16 protein-coding genes are annotated in these 17,966 nt (G+C 73.0%); 6 read left to right on the top strand and 10 right to left on the bottom strand.

The genetic code is table 11. From position 1 onward, the window contains the following. Positions 1-100: 100 nt before the first annotated feature. Positions 101-616, bottom strand: coding sequence for a PadR family transcriptional regulator (locus tag ACIBG6_RS00870; RefSeq protein ID WP_399220318.1), 516 nt, complete (start codon positions 614-616; stop codon positions 101-103). Continuing rightward, complete coding sequence (locus ACIBG6_RS00865; protein ID WP_399220317.1) at positions 609-1,034, bottom strand: STAS domain-containing protein; 426 nt, start codon at positions 1,032-1,034, stop codon at positions 609-611. Before ACIBG6_RS00865 ends, ACIBG6_RS00870 begins: the two co-directional genes overlap by 8 nt. Before the next feature lie 265 nt (positions 1,035-1,299). On the opposite strand from ACIBG6_RS00865, the gene ACIBG6_RS00860 reads away from it, so the two are divergent. Together ACIBG6_RS00860 and ACIBG6_RS00855 are read left to right on the top strand one after the other, a co-directional pair. Next, on the top strand, positions 1,300-1,923 hold the full coding sequence (locus tag ACIBG6_RS00860; protein WP_399220316.1) for a GNAT family N-acetyltransferase: 624 nt from the start codon (positions 1,300-1,302) through the stop codon (positions 1,921-1,923). After that, entirely contained in the window at positions 1,920-2,837 is a 918-nt protein-coding gene (locus ACIBG6_RS00855) for a PaaX family transcriptional regulator C-terminal domain-containing protein (protein ID WP_399220315.1), read from the top strand. Before ACIBG6_RS00860 ends, ACIBG6_RS00855 begins: the two co-directional genes overlap by 4 nt. A gap of 28 nt (positions 2,838-2,865) precedes the next feature. On the opposite strand, the gene ACIBG6_RS00850 is transcribed toward ACIBG6_RS00855, so the two are convergent. Further along, positions 2,866-4,281: an aminopeptidase P family protein gene (locus ACIBG6_RS00850; protein ID WP_399220314.1), complete on the bottom strand. Its 1,416-nt coding sequence runs from the start codon at positions 4,279-4,281 to the stop codon at positions 2,866-2,868. A gap of 171 nt (positions 4,282-4,452) precedes the next feature. On the opposite strand from ACIBG6_RS00850, the gene ACIBG6_RS00845 reads away from it, so the two are divergent. Then, the gene (locus ACIBG6_RS00845) at positions 4,453-5,436 is read left to right on the top strand and encodes a LuxR family transcriptional regulator (protein WP_399220313.1); all 984 of its coding nucleotides are present in this window, start codon (positions 4,453-4,455) and stop codon (positions 5,434-5,436) included. Between the two features lie 59 nt (positions 5,437-5,495). On the opposite strand, the gene ACIBG6_RS00840 is transcribed toward ACIBG6_RS00845, so the two are convergent. The 5 genes from ACIBG6_RS00840 to ACIBG6_RS00820 all read right to left on the bottom strand — a co-directional run bounded on the left by ACIBG6_RS00840 (position 5,496) and on the right by ACIBG6_RS00820 (position 12,056). Further along, entirely contained in the window at positions 5,496-7,535 is a 2,040-nt protein-coding gene (locus tag ACIBG6_RS00840) for a prolyl oligopeptidase family protein (RefSeq protein WP_399220311.1), read from the bottom strand. A 4-nt stretch (positions 7,536-7,539) separates the two neighbouring features. Beyond that, positions 7,540-8,085: an FABP family protein gene (locus ACIBG6_RS00835; protein ID WP_399220309.1), complete on the bottom strand. Its 546-nt coding sequence runs from the start codon at positions 8,083-8,085 to the stop codon at positions 7,540-7,542. Between the two features lie 125 nt (positions 8,086-8,210). Continuing rightward, on the bottom strand, positions 8,211-10,277 hold the full coding sequence (locus tag ACIBG6_RS00830) for an iron ABC transporter permease (RefSeq protein WP_399220307.1): 2,067 nt from the start codon (positions 10,275-10,277) through the stop codon (positions 8,211-8,213). A gap of 4 nt (positions 10,278-10,281) precedes the next feature. Further along, positions 10,282-11,259 (bottom strand): ABC transporter substrate-binding protein, encoded by a 978-nt coding sequence (locus tag ACIBG6_RS00825; protein ID WP_399220306.1) that lies wholly within the window; start codon positions 11,257-11,259, stop codon positions 10,282-10,284. Next, the gene (locus tag ACIBG6_RS00820; RefSeq protein WP_399221144.1) at positions 11,256-12,056 is read right to left on the bottom strand and encodes an ABC transporter ATP-binding protein; all 801 of its coding nucleotides are present in this window, start codon (positions 12,054-12,056) and stop codon (positions 11,256-11,258) included. Before ACIBG6_RS00820 ends, ACIBG6_RS00825 begins: the two co-directional genes overlap by 4 nt. Before the next feature lie 200 nt (positions 12,057-12,256). On the opposite strand from ACIBG6_RS00820, the gene ACIBG6_RS00815 reads away from it, so the two are divergent. The 3 genes from ACIBG6_RS00815 (at position 12,257) to ACIBG6_RS00805 (ending at position 14,723) form a co-directional block, all read left to right on the top strand. Continuing rightward, positions 12,257-12,340, top strand: a complete 84-nt coding sequence (locus ACIBG6_RS00815) for a putative leader peptide (protein ID WP_313884353.1) — start codon at positions 12,257-12,259, stop codon at positions 12,338-12,340. Between the two features lie 123 nt (positions 12,341-12,463). Then, a complete protein-coding gene (locus ACIBG6_RS00810; RefSeq protein ID WP_399220305.1) occupies positions 12,464-13,609 on the top strand; it encodes an LLM class flavin-dependent oxidoreductase in 1,146 nt (381 codons plus the stop codon). A gap of 7 nt (positions 13,610-13,616) precedes the next feature. Next, complete coding sequence (locus ACIBG6_RS00805) at positions 13,617-14,723, top strand: NAD(P)-binding domain-containing protein (protein WP_399220304.1); 1,107 nt, start codon at positions 13,617-13,619, stop codon at positions 14,721-14,723. Between the two features lie 67 nt (positions 14,724-14,790). Here ACIBG6_RS00805 and mltG read toward each other — a convergent pair whose 3' ends face one another. Both mltG and ACIBG6_RS00795 read right to left on the bottom strand, forming a co-directional pair. Next, positions 14,791-15,690, bottom strand: coding sequence for an endolytic transglycosylase MltG (gene mltG, locus ACIBG6_RS00800; RefSeq protein ID WP_399220303.1), 900 nt, complete (start codon positions 15,688-15,690; stop codon positions 14,791-14,793). Positions 15,691-15,979: 289 nt separating this feature from the next. Beyond that, positions 15,980-17,884, bottom strand: coding sequence for an ABC transporter ATP-binding protein (locus ACIBG6_RS00795; protein WP_399220302.1), 1,905 nt, complete (start codon positions 17,882-17,884; stop codon positions 15,980-15,982). Between the last annotated feature and the right edge of the window lie 82 nt (positions 17,885-17,966).

The following is a 17,966-nucleotide window of genomic DNA, read 5'->3' as shown; positions in this document are numbered from 1 at the left end:
GCGATAGTCCTTTCTGGACTATGGAGGAAGGTAGGGCGGGAGACGGCCGGGGTCAACCGGTCGGTAACAAAGTCGGGACGGAGCCGGTGCCGGTGCCGCGTCAGGGTTCTCGGGTCTCGACCCACTGCCAGAAGTCGACCATCATCCGCTCGTACCGGATGCCGAACTCCAGCGCCTCGCGCTGCCCGCGCGTCAGCAGCTCGCCCACGCCCTCGGCCAGCTCCTCGTACTCGCCGAGGGTCCGGCGGTGCTCCTCGACCTGGACCGGGGCGTGGACGCGCGGGCTCGCGCCGAACCACAGCTTGAGGATGCCTCGCTCGCGCGCCTCGACCGGGACGAAGGAGGAGTCGGCGAGCCAGCCGCGCAGGGCCGCGGCCCCCTCCTCCGTCAGCTTCATCAGACGCCGGTTCCGGCCGCCGGCCTGACGCACCTCCGACAGCAGACCCGCCTCCAGGAGCCGGTCGCACTGGGCGTAGACCTGAGCGTGCGGCATCGACCAGAAGGGGGCCACGGTGCGCGCGGCCTCGACCTTCACGTCGTACGGACTGGCCTCGCCCAGGTGGTCGATGATGCCGAGCACGAGGAAGGAGGGCGTGGTCAACCGGACTTCAGACATGCCGCGACGGTATCGCGGCGGTCGTCGAGGACGGCTGCGGAGAGGCGGCGGGCCGATCGAGAGGCGGAAGCGCCGGGTGGTCCCCGGGTACCGCGGCCTCGGGGCGGAGGAGTTCGCCGAGCGCCGTCAGGCGGATGAGCCGGAGGATCCACGGCTGGTCGCAGATCAGCCGCCAGCGGACGCCCCGCGCCTGGGCCCGCCCGGCGCAGTGGGCGAGCAGGCCGAGACCGGTGGCGTCACAGAAGGTGAGCCGGCGGATGTCGAGGGTCAGCCCCTCGGACTCCCGGACGAGGGCGTCGAGCTCGGGCCTCAGGTGCCGCACCAGGACGAGGTCGAGCTCACCGCGGAGCGCGGCCACGGTGAGTCCGCCGGTCGAGCGGACGACGAGGTGCGGGTCGTGACGGGGAATCAGCTGCATCGGACGCTCCACAGGGTGGGTCCATGTGTCCCGTCGAGCGTGGCCGCGGCCACGCCGGGAGGGACGTTTCGCCTCGACCCCTGTCACCTGATCCGGTGAATACGTGGGCCACTCGGAGCCGTCAGGACACCTTGATCCGAACACGCAGACGAACGAACACATCAATCTATCGGTTGACAAACGCTCGTTTCAAGAGCGAACGTTATGAGAGCGATAGAGTGCCGGTGGTTCTCCGAACCCGGCCCGCGACGGACGAGGTGGGCCGATGGACACGACGACGGTGGTACGGCGGGGCGTCCCGGAGGACGGTGCGGCGCGCGTCGCCGCCCTGTACTGGGAGGCGTTCGGGCGGAAACTCGGCGCCGCGCTCAACCCGCCCGACAAGGCCCGCGCGTTCCTGGCCGCCCACCTTCAGCACGACCGGGCCGTCACCGCCCTCGTCGACGGCGAGGTGGCCGGCGTGGCGGGGTACCGACTCGACGGGCGCGGTCTGCTGGGCGGCGGTGCGGGGGACGTCCTGTCGGCGTACGGGGTGCTGCGCGGACTGCACCGGGTGGCCCTGCTGGCGCTCCTCGAGCGGAGCCCCGCCTCCGGCGAGCTCGTGATGGACGGCATCGCCGTCGCCCCCGGACACCGCGGCGCGGGCATCGGCACGATGCTGTTGCGCGAGATCGCGGCCGTGGCCGCCGAGGCCGGCCTCCGCCGGCTCCGGCTCGACGTCATCGACGTGAACCCGCGGGCCCGTGCCCTCTACGAGCGGCACGGCTTCGTCGCCGTCCGCACCGAGCGGACGCCGTACCTGCGCGAGTTGATGGGCTTCGGCGCCGTCACCACCATGCACCGGCCGGTCACGGCGGCCGACGCGACCCCCGGCCGGGAGGCGCGATGAGCCCGGCCGACGGCATCCCCGACGGCATCCCCGGCCTCGCCCCCGTCCCGACGCGCACGCTCGTCCATGCCCTCGTCCGCGCGGACGGCACCGTGGACGCCGGTGAGCTCTACACGGTGGCGGGTCTCCTCGGCATGACCGACCAGCAGGTCCGGCTCTGCCTGAAGCGGCTCGTCGCCGAGGGGCGCTTCACCCACGAGGGCCGCGGCCGCAAGGCCGTCCTCCGCGCGGTCGCCGACGCCACCGGCGCGATCGCCCCGGACGCCGCCCACGTCCGCCTCGCCTACCGGCAGGACCACGGGCTCGCCCCGTGGGACGGCGTGTGGCACCTCTTCGCCTTCGCCGTCCCCGAGTCCGAGCGGGCCGCCCGCGACGCGCTCCGCGACACCCTGCTCCACCTGGGGGCCGCCCCGCTCCAAGGCGGCCTGTACGTCTGCGCCCACCCGATCGAGCCGCTCGTCCGGGCCCGGGCCGAGGAGCTCGGCGTCGCCGCCTCACTGACCTGTCTGACCAGCACCGACCTCAGCGTCGGCGGTGTCGCCGAACCGCGGGCCGTCGCCGACTCGCTCTGGCCCCTGGACGGGATCGCGTCCCGCCACGACGCGCTCGCCGCCTTCGCCCGCACCTGCCTCGAACGCCTTGACCGTCTCGACGGTCTCGACCGTCTCGACCGCCCGGAGCCTCTCGCGTCCGCCGAGCGCCTGAGCCTCGCGGTCCGGCTCGCCGCGGCCTTCTCGTACGCGATGACACCGGACCCGCTGCTGCCCGCCGAGCTCCTCCCCCGGCCCTGGCCGGGCACCCGGGCCCGGCACCTCATGGCGACCGCCTGGGCCGCACTCGTGAAGCATCCCGCCCCGGACGGCGGCGCCCCCCTCCCCCGCCTCTTCGTCCTCTACGAGGACTTCGCGGGGTAGGGGGACCGGTGGGGCTCGGGCCGTCGGATCAGCCCGCGAACTCCGCCATCCACGCCTCGACCTCGGCCGACGAGCGCGGCAGGCCGGCGGAGAGGTTCTCGTTGCCGTTCTCGGTGACGACCAGGTCGTCCTCGATCCGGACGCCGATGCCGCGCCACTCCTCGGGCACGGTCAGGTCGTCCGGCTGGAAGTACAGGCCGGGCTCGACCGTGAGCACCATGCCCGGCTCCAGGAGGCCGTCGACGTACTCCTCGTTCCGCGCGTGCGCGCAGTCGTGGACGTCCAGGCCGAGCATGTGGCCGGTGCCCGCCATGGTGAAGCGGCGCTGGAGGCCGAGCTCGTAAGCCCGGTCGACGGGGCCCTCGATGAATCCCCACTCGACCAGCTTCGCCGTCATGCTGCGCTGGGACGCCTCGTGGAAGTCGCGGTACCGGGCGCCCGGCTTGACGGCCGCGATGCCCGCCTCCTGGGACTCGTACACCGCGTCGTACACCTTGCGCTGCACCTCGTTGAAGGTGCCGCTGATCGGGAGGGTGCGGGTGACGTCGGCGGTGTAGAGGGAGTTCGTCTCCACGCCGGCGTCGAGCAGGAGCAGCTCGCCGGGGCGGACCGGTCCGTCGTTGTCCGTCCAGTGCATGATCGTGGCGTGCTCGCCGGCGGCGCAGATCGAGCCGTAGCCGAGGGCGTTGCCCTCCAGGCGCGCGCGGCGGAAGAAGGTGCCCTCGATCCACCGCTCCGACGTGGCGATCGCCCGGGACAGCTCGGAGACGCAGTCGGTGAATCCGCGCACGGTGGAGTCCACCGCCTTGCGCATCTCGCCGATCTCCCAGTCGTCCTTGACCAGGCGGAGGTCGCTGAGCGCCTCCTCCAGCTCGTAGTCGCGGTCCTCGTCGGTGGTGACGGCGGCCTCCAGGGCCGGGTCGTGACCGCGCACGATCCGGGTGGGGACCTCGGTGGAGGCGGCGGCGAGGTCCGCGGCGATGGTGCGGACGTCGCGGCAGGGCAGACCGAGGACGATCTCCGACTCGGCGAGCGAACGGCGCCGGCCCATCCACAGCTCGGCCGTGTAGCCGATCCAGAACTCGTCGTTGTCGCGGCTGTCCCGGGGCAGCTGGTAACAGTACGCGTCGTGACCGCCGTCCGCGCGGGGTTCGAGGACGAGGGCGCCGTCGCGGGCCTGGTCGCCGGTCATGTGCACGTAGCCCGTGTACGGGCGGAACGGGTAGGTGTCGTCGTTCGAGCGGGTCTTGAGGTTGCCGGACGGGATCACCAGGCGCTCGCCGGGGAAGAGGGCCGAGAGGGCCGCGCGGCGGGCCGCCGCGTACGGTGCCTGCTCGTCGGCCTCCAGACCGTGGCGCTCGGTGTCGGCCCAGCCCGTCCGCATCAGGGCGGAGAGCTCCGCGGACACGCCGTCGTAGAGCCCGTTCTTTCGACGCTTCGCCATGCGATGCACCTTCTTCTCGGAGGGTTCCTGGGCCACCGGTCATCGGCGGCTCACGGACAGTACTGCGCCGAACGCCCGTTGGGTGCCCAGGACCGCCAGTGGCACAGATCGGCCATCCGGCGCCTCGCCCATGGGTGCGGAGGGGGCACCGGGCCGTCGATAATGCGGCCCATGGCGAACGCGAAACTCGGTGAGGCCCTCCGGCTGCTCGGGATCGGGCACGACGCGGTGCGGGTCTACCTGGCACTCCTCGATCTGGCGCCCGCGCCGCTGAGTGCGATCGGTGCGGCGGCCGGGGTGGAGGGAGCGGAGCTTTCAGCGGCGTACGGCGCCCTCGTCGACGCGGGCCTCGCGAGCGCCGCCGCGGAGGGCGAGGACGTCGTGGCGCCCGTTCCGCCCGCCGCGGGCCTGGAGATCCTCGGCCGGCACCGGGCGGCCGAGCTCGACGAGTCGCGCATCACCGTCGGGGGCGCGTTCGAGTCGTTCCGGAGGCGGCGGCTCGCCGGCGACACCGACCACCTCGTGGAGATCGTCACGGGCGACGCGATCGGCCTCCGGATGCGGCAGGCCTGGGCCAGTGCCCGTCATCAGATCCGCCAGCTCGACTCCCCGCCGTACTTCCCGCTGCCCGGCGCCACCGAGGACGCGCTGGCCACCCTCGCCCGCGGGGTGACGCAGCGCGTCGTGTACTCGCGGGAGTCGCTGGAGCTGCCGGGCAATCTGGAGTCGGCGATCGAGCCGTGCATCGAGGCCGGCGAGCAGGCGCGGGTGCTGCCGTCGGTGCCGGTCAAGCTGGTGATCATCGACGACGCGTACGCGCTCGTGTCGCTGTCGATCAAGGAGGCCGACGTCCACAACACGATGCTGGTCGTACAGCCCTGCGGCCTGCTCTCGGCGCTCGTGGCGCTGTTCGAGCAGGCCTGGCAGAACGCCCTCCCGTTCCACGGCCACATCGCCCGCCCGGGCGGCCTGCCGCCCTCCGACCGGCGCCTGCTGTGGCTGCTCGCGGGCGGCGCGAGCGACGATGTGATCGCCCGGGAGCTCGGCATCAGCCGCCGCACGCTGTTCCGCCGGATCCAGATCCTGATGGCCCGGCTCGGCGCCACGAGCCGGTTCCAGATGGCATTGCAGGCCCAGCGCTCCGGCTGGCTGTGACGCCGGTCCGCAAGGCCGGGCGGCCCGTGACGCCGGGCCCGCCCAGTCCGACGTGACAGTCAGTCGGTGGCCGGGCCGCCGCCGAGCCGCTGCCACAGGAAGGTGTGCACAAGAGCGCTGTTGTGCGCTGCCTGTTCGTTGTCGCCGGCGCCCGCGTGTCCGCCGCCGGTGTTCTCGTGGAACAGCACCGGATGGCCGAGTTCCCGCAGCCGCGCCGCCGTCTTGCGGGCGTGGCCGGGGTGGACGCGGTCGTCGCGGGTCGAGGTCATCAGGAGCACCGGCGGGTAGGCCGCGTCCGCCGCGAGGCGGTGGTACGGGGAGATGTCGCGGAGGTGCGGCAGATCGGCCTCGTCGTCGGGGTCGCCGTACTCGGCGATCCAGGACGCGCCCGCGAGGAGCTTGTGGAAGCGGGTCATGTCGAGCAGCGGCACCTGCGCGACGATCGCGCCGAACAGCTCGGGGTGGCGGGTGAGCATCGCGCCCATGAGCAGGCCGCCGTTGCTGCCTCCGGAGGCGCCGAGCATGGCCGGGGTGGTGACGCCCCGCGTGACGAGGTCCTCGGCGACGGCCGCGAAGTCCTCGAAGGCCCGCGGCCGGTCCGCGCCCAGCGCGGCCTGGTGCCAGTCCGGTCCGTACTCGCCGCCGCCACGGATGTTCGCGATGACGTACGTGCCGCCGCGCTCCAGCCACGCCCGGCCCGTCACGGAGCCGTAGTAGGGCGTGAGGGAGACCTCGAAGCCGCCGTAGCCGTAGAGCAGCGTGGGGCCGGGGCCGGTGGCGGCGTGGTCGGGGCCGATGACGAAGTACGGGACGCTCGTGCCGTCCCGGGAGGTCGCGAAGTACTGCTCCACCGTGAGTCCGGCGGCGGAGAAGCGGTCCGGGGCCTGCTTGAGGAGTTCCGTGTCGGCGCCGATGCTCCCCCGGTACAGGGTGGAGGGCTGGAGGAACCCCGACACGTCGAGGAAGTACTCGTCGGAGACGTCGGGGTCGGTGTCGACGACGCTGACGGCGGACAGTTCCGGTACGCCGACGAGCGGTTCGCGGGTCCAGCCGCCGTCGGGGTCGGGGGTGAGGACCTCGATGCGGGTGCTGACGTCGTGCATCGTCTCCAGGATCAGATGGCGACGGGTCCACGCGTGCCCGGCCAGGGCCGTCCGCGCGTCCGGGGCGAACAGCACCTCGGGGGTGCGGTCGCCCGCCAGGAAGGCGTCGAAGTCGAAGGCGAGGAGGGAGCCGGTCGGCTGCCCGAGCCAGTCGGACTTCAGGGAGACGATCAGATGCCGGCGGTGGGCGTACGCGACGGCGTCCTCGGGGACGTCGATCCTGACGAGCGTGGAGTCGGGCCGCAGGAGGTACGTCTCGCTGCGGAAGAAGTCGAGGGCGCGGCCGACGAAGTCCCGCTCGAAGCCGGGCGTGCTGTCGCGGTACCCCCAGGCCGACACGTCGCCCTGCGCGGCCTCGTAGACGAGCTCGGCGTCCGCCACCGGGGTGCCCCGTCGCCACCTGCGGACCTGCCGCGGGTAGCCGGAGTCGGTGAGCGAGCCGGGCCCCGTGTCCGTACCGACGAAGAGGGTGTCGTCGTCGATCCAGCCGGTCCGGGTCTTCGCCTCCTCGACCCGGAAGCCGTCCTCGACGAACCGCCGGGTGCCGAGGTCGAACTCCCGGACCACCACGGCGTCCCCGCCGTCGCGCGACAGGCGTACCAGCGCCCGGTCGTGGTCGGGGCGGCGGACGCGGGCCCCGTCCCAGACCCACTTCTCGTCCTCGGCCGCGGCGAGCGCGTCGACGTCGAGGAGGACCTCCCACTCGGGGGCGTCCTTGCGGTACTGCTCCAGGGTGGTGCGCCGCCACACGCCCCGCACGTGCTCGGCGTCGCGCCAGAAGTTGTAGAGGTGCGCGCCGCGGCGGACGGTGTACGGGATGCGGTCGGAGGCGTCCATCACCTCGCGCAGGCGCTCCTTGAGCGGGGCGAACGCGGGGTCGGCGGCCAGGGCGTCGGCGGTCTCGGTGTTCCGCTCGGCCACCCAGGCCAGCGCCGCCTCGCCCGACACCTCTTCCAGCCACAGGTACGGATCGGCGTCGCTCACAGGCTGCTGCATGGACTCAGTTCCCGTTCTCGCGTCGGAGGTGTGCCGAAAGGTGGTACTGGAGCGGCTGTCCGACCGCCGCGAGGTCGTGGCGGAAGTCGAGGGTGTCCTCGTCCGTCAGGGTGTAGCGGCGGCGGGTGCCGGTCACGTCCTTGGCCGTGGGGGTGAGCGCCACCTGATGGGTGGTGAGGTCGATCGCGCCGTCGGCCGCGCCGCCGACGAGGATCTCGGCGATCCCGGTGGGCTGGGTGATCAGCGCCTCGACGCGCCCGTCGGGTTGCATCCGCCACCAGCCGCTCTCCCGGGCGGCGGGCCGCTGCGGGGTGCCGTCGGCGTCGACGATCCAGGCGCGGGCCTCGTAGTGGAGGAAGGGGCGCCCGTCGTGGCTGAAGGTGACCTCCTGCTCGTACGTGAACTCCTCCGCGAGCGTCGGGTACGAGCCGCGGCCGCGGCCGACCCAGGTGCCCAGGAGACCGGTGACCGGCGCGAGGAGCGCGTGCGGGGCGGGCGCCGCGTCGGCTCGCAGGGCGTCGGGGTAGGGGAACTTCCGGTCGCTGAACATGAGGTGCGCTCCTGGGTCGGGGCCTGTGCCGGATCGCAGCTTAGGCCCTGCCCTGGAAGCCTCCCGGGTCTTCGGCCCGCCGGTCGCGGTTCCCCCGCCCGCGACCGGCGCGCTCCTGCCCGTGGCTAGCCCCGGCTGCGTACCAGCAGGTAGAGGAAGTACGGGGTGCCGATCACGGCCGTCATGAGGCCGGCGCCGAGCTGGGCCGGGGCGATGACGGTACGGCCCACGAGGTCCGCGGTGCAGACGAGGACGGCGCCGAGGAGCACCGCGACCGGGAGCACGCGCGTGTGGTGCCGGCCGACGAGGGCGCGGGCCGCGTGCGGTGCGACGAGTCCCACGAAGGCGATCGCTCCGGCGGCGGCGACGGCGGTGGCGGTGAGCAGGACGGAGAGGGCGAGGAAGCCGAGGCGTGCGCGTCCCAGGCCGAGGCCGAGGAGGCGCGGGGTGTCCTCGTCGAGCGAGACGAGGTCGAGTTCGGTGCGCCGGGCGAACGCGACGGCCGCGCTCACGGCGAGGACGCCGATGAGGGGGACCACGTCGGGCAGGGACCGCCCGTAGGTGGAGCCCGACAGCCAGGTGAGGGCCTTCGTCGCGTTGAACGGGTCGGTGAGGATGATCAGGAGGCTGATCAGGGCGGACGCGGCGATGGCGACGCCGAAGCCGACGAGGACGAGCCGGTTCTGCTGGAACCCGCCCCGCGCGGCAAGTCCGAAGACGAGGACCGAGCTGGCTGCGGCGCCCGCGAACGCGGCGCCGGCCATGCCCCACGAACCGGCCACGGGCACGGTCGTCACGAGGAGTACGGCGCCGAGCGCGGCGCCTCCGGAGACGCCCAGGACGCTGGGTTCGGCGAGCGGGTTGCGGGTGACGGCCTGGACGAGGGTGCCGGCCAGGGCGAGCGCGGCGCCGGCGAAGAGGGCGGCGAGGACGCGGGGCACCCTGGTGTCGAGGACGAAGGTGACGGTCCGGCCGGCCTGTCCCTGGGCCCAGTTCACGACGTCGCCGAGGAGGAGTTTGCTGTCGCCGAGGAGGACGCCGGCGATGGCGACGCCGACCAGGGCGGCCACCAGGACGGCGGTGGTGGTGAGGAAGCGGGCCCGGCTCCTGATGCGCAGCCGCTCGGTGGCGGTGGTGCCGGCCGTGTCCCGGACGCGGATGGCCATGACGATCAGGAAGACCGCGCCGACGAGGCTGGTGACCACGCCGGTGGGCACGGCGACCGCCACGTCCGCCGGGATGACGGCCCGCAACAGCACGTCGGAGCCGAGGACGAGCGCGGCGCCGACGAGTCCGGCGGCGGGCAGGAAGCCCCGGGTGCGGGTGAAGCCGCGGAACCTGCGGGCGAGGGGCCTGACGAGCGCGGGGGCGCACAGACCGACGTAGCCGACGGGTCCGGCGAGGGTGACGGCGGCCGTGGAGAGGAGGGCGGCGAGGACGACGGCGGTGACCCGGGTGGCGCGGACGGGCACGCCGAGGCCGCGGGCGGCGTCGTCGCCGAGGGCGAGGGCGTCGACCCGGCGGGCGAGGAGCAGCAGTCCGACGAGGCCGACGACGGCGATGGGGGCCATCTGCAGGACGCCGTCGAAGCCGTTCTGGCCGATGCTGCCCTGGTTCCAGTCGTAGAGGCCCTCGGTCTCCGCGGGGAACAGCAGGAGCAGGGCTTCGGTGACGGCGGTGAGGCCGAGGGTGAGGGCGCTGCCCGCGAGGACGAGGCGGACGGTTCCGGCGCCCAGGCCCGAGAGGGAGAGGACGACGGCCGCGGCCGCGAGACCGCCGGCGAACGCGAACGCCGAGGAGGCGAACAGCGGCAGCGAGAGGCCGAAGGCGGCGGTGAGGCCGAGCGCGAAGTAGGAGCCCGCGTTGACGGCGAGGGTGTCGGGCGAGGCGAGGACGTTGCGGCTGACGGCCTGGAGGGCGGCGCCCGCGATGCCGAGGACGGCGCCGACCAGGAGGCCGGCGGTCATCCTCGGCAGGCGGGAGGCGACGACGACGGACGCGTCGGCCGGATCGGCCTGGCCCGTGAACGCCTTCCACACCTCGGGCGCGCCGACCGCGGCGGTGCCCTGGGTGATGTCCACGAGCGCGAGGACCGCGACGAGGAGGACCAGGGCGGCCGTCACCGGGGCCGCGCCCGTCCGGGACGTGGCCGTCGGCGGACGGGTGGCGGGGGTGGTTGCGGTGACGGCCATGGTGTTACTTCGTCAGCGCGGCGACGACGGAGTCGACGTACGTGCTCATCGACTGGGGGCCACCGAACATCCAGATGCCGTCGGGCAGACGGTGCACGTTGCCCTTCTTGACGAACGGCAGGGACGTCCAGACCTTGTCCTTGGCGAGGACGCCGGTGAACGGCGTGCTGCCGGCGTCGCCGTCGTTGCCGACGTAGGCGAACTGCACGTCACCGAGCTTGGTGAGGCCCTCGACGTCGGTGGCGCCGAGGCCGTAGGCCGGGTCGCCCTTGACGGTCCAGGCGTTCTTCAGGCCGAGCTTCTCGTTGACCGCGCCGATCAGCGAACCGCTGGTGTAGGGGCGGATCGAGACCTGGTTGGACATCACGTAGCCGTCGGCGAAGGCGTACTTCGTCCCGGCGAGACCGGCGTCGGCGAGCTTCTTCTTGCCCTCGTCGAGCTTCGCCTGGAACTCCTTCTTGAGCTCCTCGGACTTCTGCGTGGTGCCGGTCGCCTGGGCGATGGCGTCGAGGTCCGCGTTCATCCGGCCGATCGGGTCGGCGGCGTCGGCGGCCTTCAGCGTCAGGACCGGGGCGACCTTGCGCAGCTGCTTCACGGCGGCCGGCGGCAGGTCGGTGGTGGCGACGATGAGGTCGGGCTTGAGGGCGGCGACGGTCTCCACGCTGGGCTCGCCGCGGGTGCCGATGTCCTTCGGCTCGTTCTTGAGCGGGACGGCGGTGTCCCACGTCTTGTAGCCCTTGACGTCGGCGACGCCGACCGGGTCGACGCCCAGCGTGATCAGGTGCTCGACGACGTTCCACTCGGTGCCGACGACCTTCTTGGCGGGGCCGTCGAGCTCGACCTTCTCGCCCGTGGAGTCGGTGAGGGTGATGCGCTCGGTGCTCTTCTTCGCGTCGTCGGCGGCGGGCTCGGTGGTACCGCAGGCGGACAGGGCGAGGGCCGCGGTGGTGGCGGCCGCCGCGGTGAGGAGAAGTCGTCTCATGATGTGGTGCTGAGCCTTTCGCTTCGCGAGTGGTGGCGGCCTATCGCACGGGTGCGCAGCCGGCCGGTGAGTGGATCGGTGTCTACGTCGATGCGGATGCCGTACGTGGCGGTCAGCCGCTCGGGAGTCAGTACGTCCTCGGGGGCGCCGTCCGCGACGACCCGTCCCGCGTCGAGCAGGACGATCCGGTCGGCGACGGCCGCGGTCTGGTCGAGGTCGTGGAGGACGGCGCCGACGGCGATGCCGTGGTCGTCCGCCAGGTCGCGCATGAGGTCGAGGAGTTCGACCTGGTAGCGGAGGTCGAGGTAGGTCGTGGGTTCGTCGAGCAGCAGCACGCCCGTCTGCTGCGCGAGGCAGCCGGCGAGCCAGACGCGCTGGAGCTGGCCGCCGGAGAGGTGCTCGGCGCCGCGCTCCGCGAGTTCCGTGACGCCCGTCATGGCGAGCGCGCGGTCCACCGCTTCCCTGCCGTCCGGGTCGGCCTTGCCCCAGCGCCCCCGGTACGGGTAGCGGCCGAACTCGACCACGTCCCTGACCGTGAGCCCGCTGGGCGTGGGGCGTCCCTGGGTGAGCAGGGCGACGTGGCGCGAGAACTCACGGGGGCTCAGGGCGAGACCGTCCGTCTCGCCGTCGAGGACGAGCGTGGCGGTCCGGGGCTGCTGAAGGCGCGCGATGGTGCGCAGCAGCGTGGACTTGCCGCTGCCGTTCGGGCCGACCAGGACGGTCACTTCGCCGGGGCGCAGCGTCATGGCCGCGTCGTGGACGACGTCGACGCCTTCGTACGCCACGGTGACACCCATGGCCGAGAGTTCGTGACCGTGGGGGCCTGGGGCCGCGGAGGTCTGTTCACCTGCTTGCACGCCCCGAAGGTTAGCCTAACCTTAGCGAGAGGTAAAAGGGGGTCCGGGATTCGACCACAAGGCGAATTCCGGCCAAGCGTGCAGGTCCACACGCCGGGACGTCCGTTGACCCAGCCCACGGGGGCGGCTACGTTCGCGCCATGTTGCGTTCAGCACTGCTCACCACGCGCGGTCACATCGACCTGCTGCGGGTGGCCTCCGCCGCGTGTCGCCGCGGCCGCTGACGCCCTTTCACCCCCACCTCACCTCTTCTGTCTCCTGACGCCCTGTTCGTCGTGCGCGCGTGCCCGCTCCGCGCCCACGGCCGCTGTGGCGCACCGTCATCGCGTTCACGGAAAGGCCTCCTGATGACCGTCCACCTGCACTGGTTCCTGCCGACCGGCGGCGACGGCCGGACCCTCGTCGACCGGCACGCGTACGCGGACGGCGGGATCACCCGGAACGGGACCGTGCCGGGGCTGCGCGCCCCCGACATCACGTACCTGACCCAAATCGCCAAAGCGGCCGAGCAGTTGGGCTTTGAAGCGGTGCTGACCCCGACCGGAACGTGGTGCGAGGACGCATGGCTGACCACGGTCGCGCTCGCCCAGCACACCGAGCGCCTCAAGTTCCTCGTCGCGTTCAGGCCGGGGGTGATCTCGCCCGTGCTCGCGGCGCAGATGGCGGCCACGTACCAGCGCATCACCCGGGGCCGGCTGCTCCTCAACGTGGTGACCGGCGGCGACTCCGCCGAGCAGCGCCGCTTCGGCGACCGCCTCGACCACGACCGGCGCTACGCGCGCACGGCCGAGTTCCTCTCGGTGGTCCGGGGCGTCTGGAGCGGGCGGCCGTTCGACTTCGACGGCGAGCACTTCCGGATCGAGGGCGGGCTGACCGCCCTACCTCCGGACCCGCTGCCGGAGGTCTTCTTCGGCGGCTCGTCGTCGGCGGCGGGCCCGGTCGCGGCGGAGCACACGGACGTCTACCTGACCTGGGGCGAGCCGCCGTGGCAGGTGAAGGAGAAGATCGACTGGATCCGTCGCCTCGCGGAGGAGCGCGGGCGGACGGTCCGCTTCGGGATCCGGCTGCACACGGTCTCGCGCGACTCGGCGCGGGAGGCCTGGGCGACCGCCGACCGGCTGCTCGCCGACCTCGACGACGGGACGGTCGCCTCCGCGCAGGAGCTCCTCGGCCGCACCGAGTCCGTCGGCCAGCAGCGGATGCTGGCCCTGCACGGACGCGGCTCCCTGGACCGGGACAAGCTGGAGATCTCGCCGAACCTGTGGGCGGGGGTCGGCCTCGTCAGGGGCGGGGCCGGAACCGCGCTGGTCGGCAGCCACACCGATGTCGCGGACCGCATCGAGGAGTACCACGACCTGGGTGTGGAGCACTTCGTCCTGTCGGGCTACCCGCACCTGGAGGAGGCGTACTGGTTCGGCGAGGGCGTGACGCCGGAGCTCGTGGCGCGCGGGCTCGTCGCCCCGCGGGAAGATCCCCGACCCCCGAAGAGTTAGTAGAACCGTGAACGAATTCGGTGGAGCAGCGGTCCGGGCCACATCCGTGGACGTCGTCGTCATCGGCGCCGGCCAGGCGGGCCTCTCGGCCGCCTTCCACCTGCGGCGCGCCGGCCTGGAGCCCGACCGGGACTTCGTCGTGCTCGACCACTCCCCGCGCGCGGGCGGCGCCTGGCAGTTCCGGTGGCCGTCCCTCACGTACGGCAAGGTGCACGGCATGTACGCGCTGCCCGGCATGGAGCTGACCGGCGCCGACCCCGCGCGCCCCTCGTCGGAGGTGATCGGCGCGTACTTCGACACGTACGAGCGGACCTTCGACCTGCGGGTCCACCGGCCCGTCGACGTCACCGCCGTCCGGGAGGGCGACGGCGAGCGGCTGCTCGTCGAGACCTCCGAGGGCGCGTACGCGACACGTGCCCTGATCAACGCGACCGGCACCTGGGACCGCCCCTTCTGGCCCCGGTACCAGGGTCAGGAGACCTTCCGGGGCCGCCAGCTGCACACCTCCGGTTACCCGGGCCCCGAGGAGTTCGCCGGAAAGCGGGTGATCGTCGTCGGCGGCGGGGCCTCCGGAACCCAGCACCTCATGGAGATCGCCGAGGTCGCCGCCGAGACGACCTGGGTGACCCGGCGCGAGCCCGTCTTCCGCGAGGGGCCCTTCGGGGAGGCGGAGGGCCGCGCCGCCGTGGCGCTCGTCGAGGAGCGGGTACGCCTCGGGCTGCCACCGCAGAGCGTCGTCTCGGTCACCGGCCTCCCGCTCAACGACGCGATCCGCGCGGCGCGCGAGCGCGGTGTCATGGACCGGCTGCCGATGTTCGACCGGATCACGCCGACCGGGGTGGCCTGGGACGACGGGCGGACCGTCGACGCGGACGTCATCCTCTGGGCGACCGGCTTCCGTGCCGCCATCGACCACCTGACCCCGCTGCGCCTGCGGGAGCCGGGCGGCGGCATCCGGGTGGAGGGCACGCGAGCGGTCCGGGACGAGCGCGTCCATCTCGTCGGCTACGGCCCGTCGGCCTCGACGATCGGCGCCAACAGGGCCGGCCGCGCGGCCGTCACCGACATCCGCCGCCTGCTGACCCGCGCAACCGCCGGCGCCCCGACGGCCTGAGACCGCGCGCAACGGCCCGCGCGAACCGGCCCACCCGAACCCGCGCGCGCGAACCCGCGCGCGGCTCTCAGCCGGCGCGTTCCGCGCGCCGGTTCGCGTTGAACTCCGCCACGTTCTCCTGGTGGAGCGCGTATTCGGCCGTGAAGCGGGTGTCCCCCGGGGCCACGGTGACGAAGTACAGCCAGTCCCCGTCCGCCGGGCGGATCACCGCGTCCACCGCCTGCTCCCCCGGGTTCCCGATGGGCGTCGGCGGCAGCCCCTTCCGCTCGTACGTGTTGTACGGGCTGGCGCTCTTGGTGTCCTCCAGGGTCGTGTCGACGGTGCTGCGGCCCAGCGCGTAGTTCAGCGTCGAGTCCATCTGCAGGGCCATGCCCCGGGCCAGCCGGTTGTGCACGACCCGGGCGACCTTGGCCATGTCCTCGGGACTGTCGGCCTCCGCCTGCACGATGCTGGCCGCGATCACCGCCTGGTACACGCTCATCCCGTACGCCCGCGCGCCCGCGGCGATCCGCTCGGTGCCGAACCGTTTGCCCGCGGTCTCCACCATGTAGCGGAGGAGGCCTTCGGGGCTGGTGGCGGCCACGACCGGATAGGTGGCGGGGAAGAGGTAGCCCTCCGGGTTTCCGCCGGCCTCGGCGGGGAGCGGGAGCACGGCGGCGCCCGGCACGGCCGCGGCCTTCCGCGCCGTTCCCTCGGGCAGGCCGAGCGCCCGGTCGACGGCCGCGTAGACCTGCCCCGACCGCCACCCTTCCGGGACGAGGAGGGCGCGGGGCTTCTCGACCGCCGGTTCGTCGCCCGGGAGCAGCAGGAGCGGGACGGTGACCGCGGCGGCCACGGCGACGACGGCGCCGAGCAGGAGTGCCAGACGGCCGCGCCGGGTGAGCCGGGCACGGCGCGGAGGCCGGGGAAGCGAGGGGCGGCGGGAGCGGCGTGGGGGTGCGTACGGTGACGACTGCCGGTACGTCATGGCCGCACGCTAACCCGCCTCGTACGGGATTCCGGGGAGCCCCGCGCACGCGGCGGCGCCGCCGGTCCCCTGGGACGGGGAACCGACGGCGCCGGGCACTGCGATCGTCAGACGAGCCAACCCAGGAAGTGGAGGACGCCGGCGAGCAGATCGGTGATGACGTTCATGGTGGTGCTTCTCCTCGTACAGGTACATCAGTGGGACGGTGCGGTCGCGGTCTGCAGCCCGTCGCTCGCACTCCGTAATCTTCCGATGCCGTACGGGAGTTGGGCAACGATTCCCGGCACGATCACACGTTCTGGGGAACAACCGATCCCACGTTCGCTTGTTCGCCTTCCGGGGCGCTCTCCGCGGGGCCCTCCGCGGGGGCTTCGGCGGCGCCCGTCACGGCGGCCCGGGCGTCCCTGCGGACCAGGGCGGCGTACCGCCCGTCGTGGGCGAGCAGCTCCTCGTGCGTCCCGCGCTCCGCGATCCGCCCCGACTCCAGGACGACGATCTGATCGGCGTCGCGGACGGTGGAGAGCCGGTGGGCGATGGTGATGGTGGTGCGGCCGGCCGAGAGCGCGTCGATGGCCTGCTGCACGGCGTGCTCCGTCCGCGTGTCGAGGGCGCTGGTCGCCTCGTCGAGGATGAGCACCGGCGGGTCGCGCAGGATCGTGCGCGCGATGGCCAGCCGCTGCTTCTCGCCACCCGAGAAGCGGTAGCCGCGCTCCCCGACGAGGGTGTCGTACCCCTCGGGCAGGGAGGCGATGTGGTCGTGGATCTGCGCGGCGCGCGCGGCGGCCTCGATCTCCTCGTCGGTGGCGTCCGGCTTGGCGAAGCGCAGGTTGTCGGCGACGGAGGCGTGGAAGAGGTAGGTCTCCTGGGAGACGACGCCGACGGCACGGGCCAGGGTGTCGAAGTCGAGGTCCCGCACGTCGACGCCGTCGAGGACGACCCGGCCGCCGGTGACGTCGTACAGCCGGGGCACGAGGTAGCTGAGGGTGGACTTCCCTGAGCCGGTGGGCCCGACCACGGCCAGGCTGCAGCCGGCGGGGACGGTGACGTCGATCCCGTCGAGGGTCGGGCGCCCCTGGCCCTCGGCGTCGTAGTGGAACTCGACCTTCTCGAAGCGCACCTCGCCGCGGACCTTCGCGAGCCGGACGGGCTCGGCGGGCTCGGAAATGTCGACGGGCAGGTCCAGGTATTCGAAGATGCGCTGGAAGAGCGCGAGCGAGGTCTGCATCTGCACGCCGGTGGAGAGCAGGCTCACGGCGGGCCGGAAGAGGCCCTGCTGGAGCGAGACGAAGGCGACGAGCGTGCCGAGCGATATCGCGGGGCCGCCCGACTGGAGCGCGAGGCCGGCGGCCCAGTAGATCAGGGCGGGCATGGCGGCCATGACGATGCCGATGGTGGACATGCGCCACCGTCCGGCCATGGAGGAGCGCACTTCGAGGTCGACGAGGCGCTCGGACTCCTCGGCGAAGGACCTGGTCAGGGAGTCGGCGCGGCCCATGGTCCGGCCGAGCAGGATGCCGCTCACCGAGAGGGACTCGGTGACGGTCGCGGCCATCGCGGCCATCTGCTTCTGGCGCTGCGTGGTGATCGCCTTGCGCTCGCGGCCGACGCGGCGGCTGATCCAGACGAAGACGGGCAGCAGGAGCAGGGAGACGACGGTGAGCCGCCAGTCGAGCGCGAGCATCGCGACGACGGTCGCGACGACGGCGGTGAGGTTGGAGACGAGCGAGGTGGCCGTGGACGTCACGGTCGCCTGCATGCCGCCGATGTCGTTGGCGATGCGGGACTGGACCTCGCCCGTGCGCGTGCGCGTGAAGAAGGCGAGCGGCATCCGCTGGAGCTGCTCGTAGACCCCGGTGCGCAGGTCGTGCATGACGCGCTGGCCGACGGTGGTGGAGATCAGCGTCTGGAGCACGCCGAAGACGCTGGTCAGGACGGCGGTGGCGATCATGCCGAGGGCGAGGAGGCTCAGCAGCCCCGTACGGCCCTGCGGGATCGCCGTGTCCAGGATCTCCCTGAGCAGGAACGGCGAGGCGACCGAGACCAGCGAGGCGGCGCCGACGAGGAGGCCGACGAGCACGAGGCGGGCACGGTAGGGACGGAAGAGCCGCAGGATGCGCCGCAGCTGCGCGGGCTCCTTGGGCCGGCCGGAGTCGCGGGGCGGGGGCGTCCAGTCGGACTGGTCGTGGGGGCGCATGGGCTCCTTCGGGAGACGGACTTCTACGGGCGATGAAGACCCTAGCTCATTGTTACCTACACTCACAATGAACTAGGTCCTG

It is taken from the genome of Streptomyces sp. NPDC050842 (assembly GCF_044456565.1).
GTDB lineage: Bacteria > Actinomycetota > Actinomycetes > Streptomycetales > Streptomycetaceae > Streptomyces.
The sequence above is the reverse complement of the archived record's forward strand: the minus strand, read 5'-3'. Positions and strand labels throughout refer to the sequence as shown.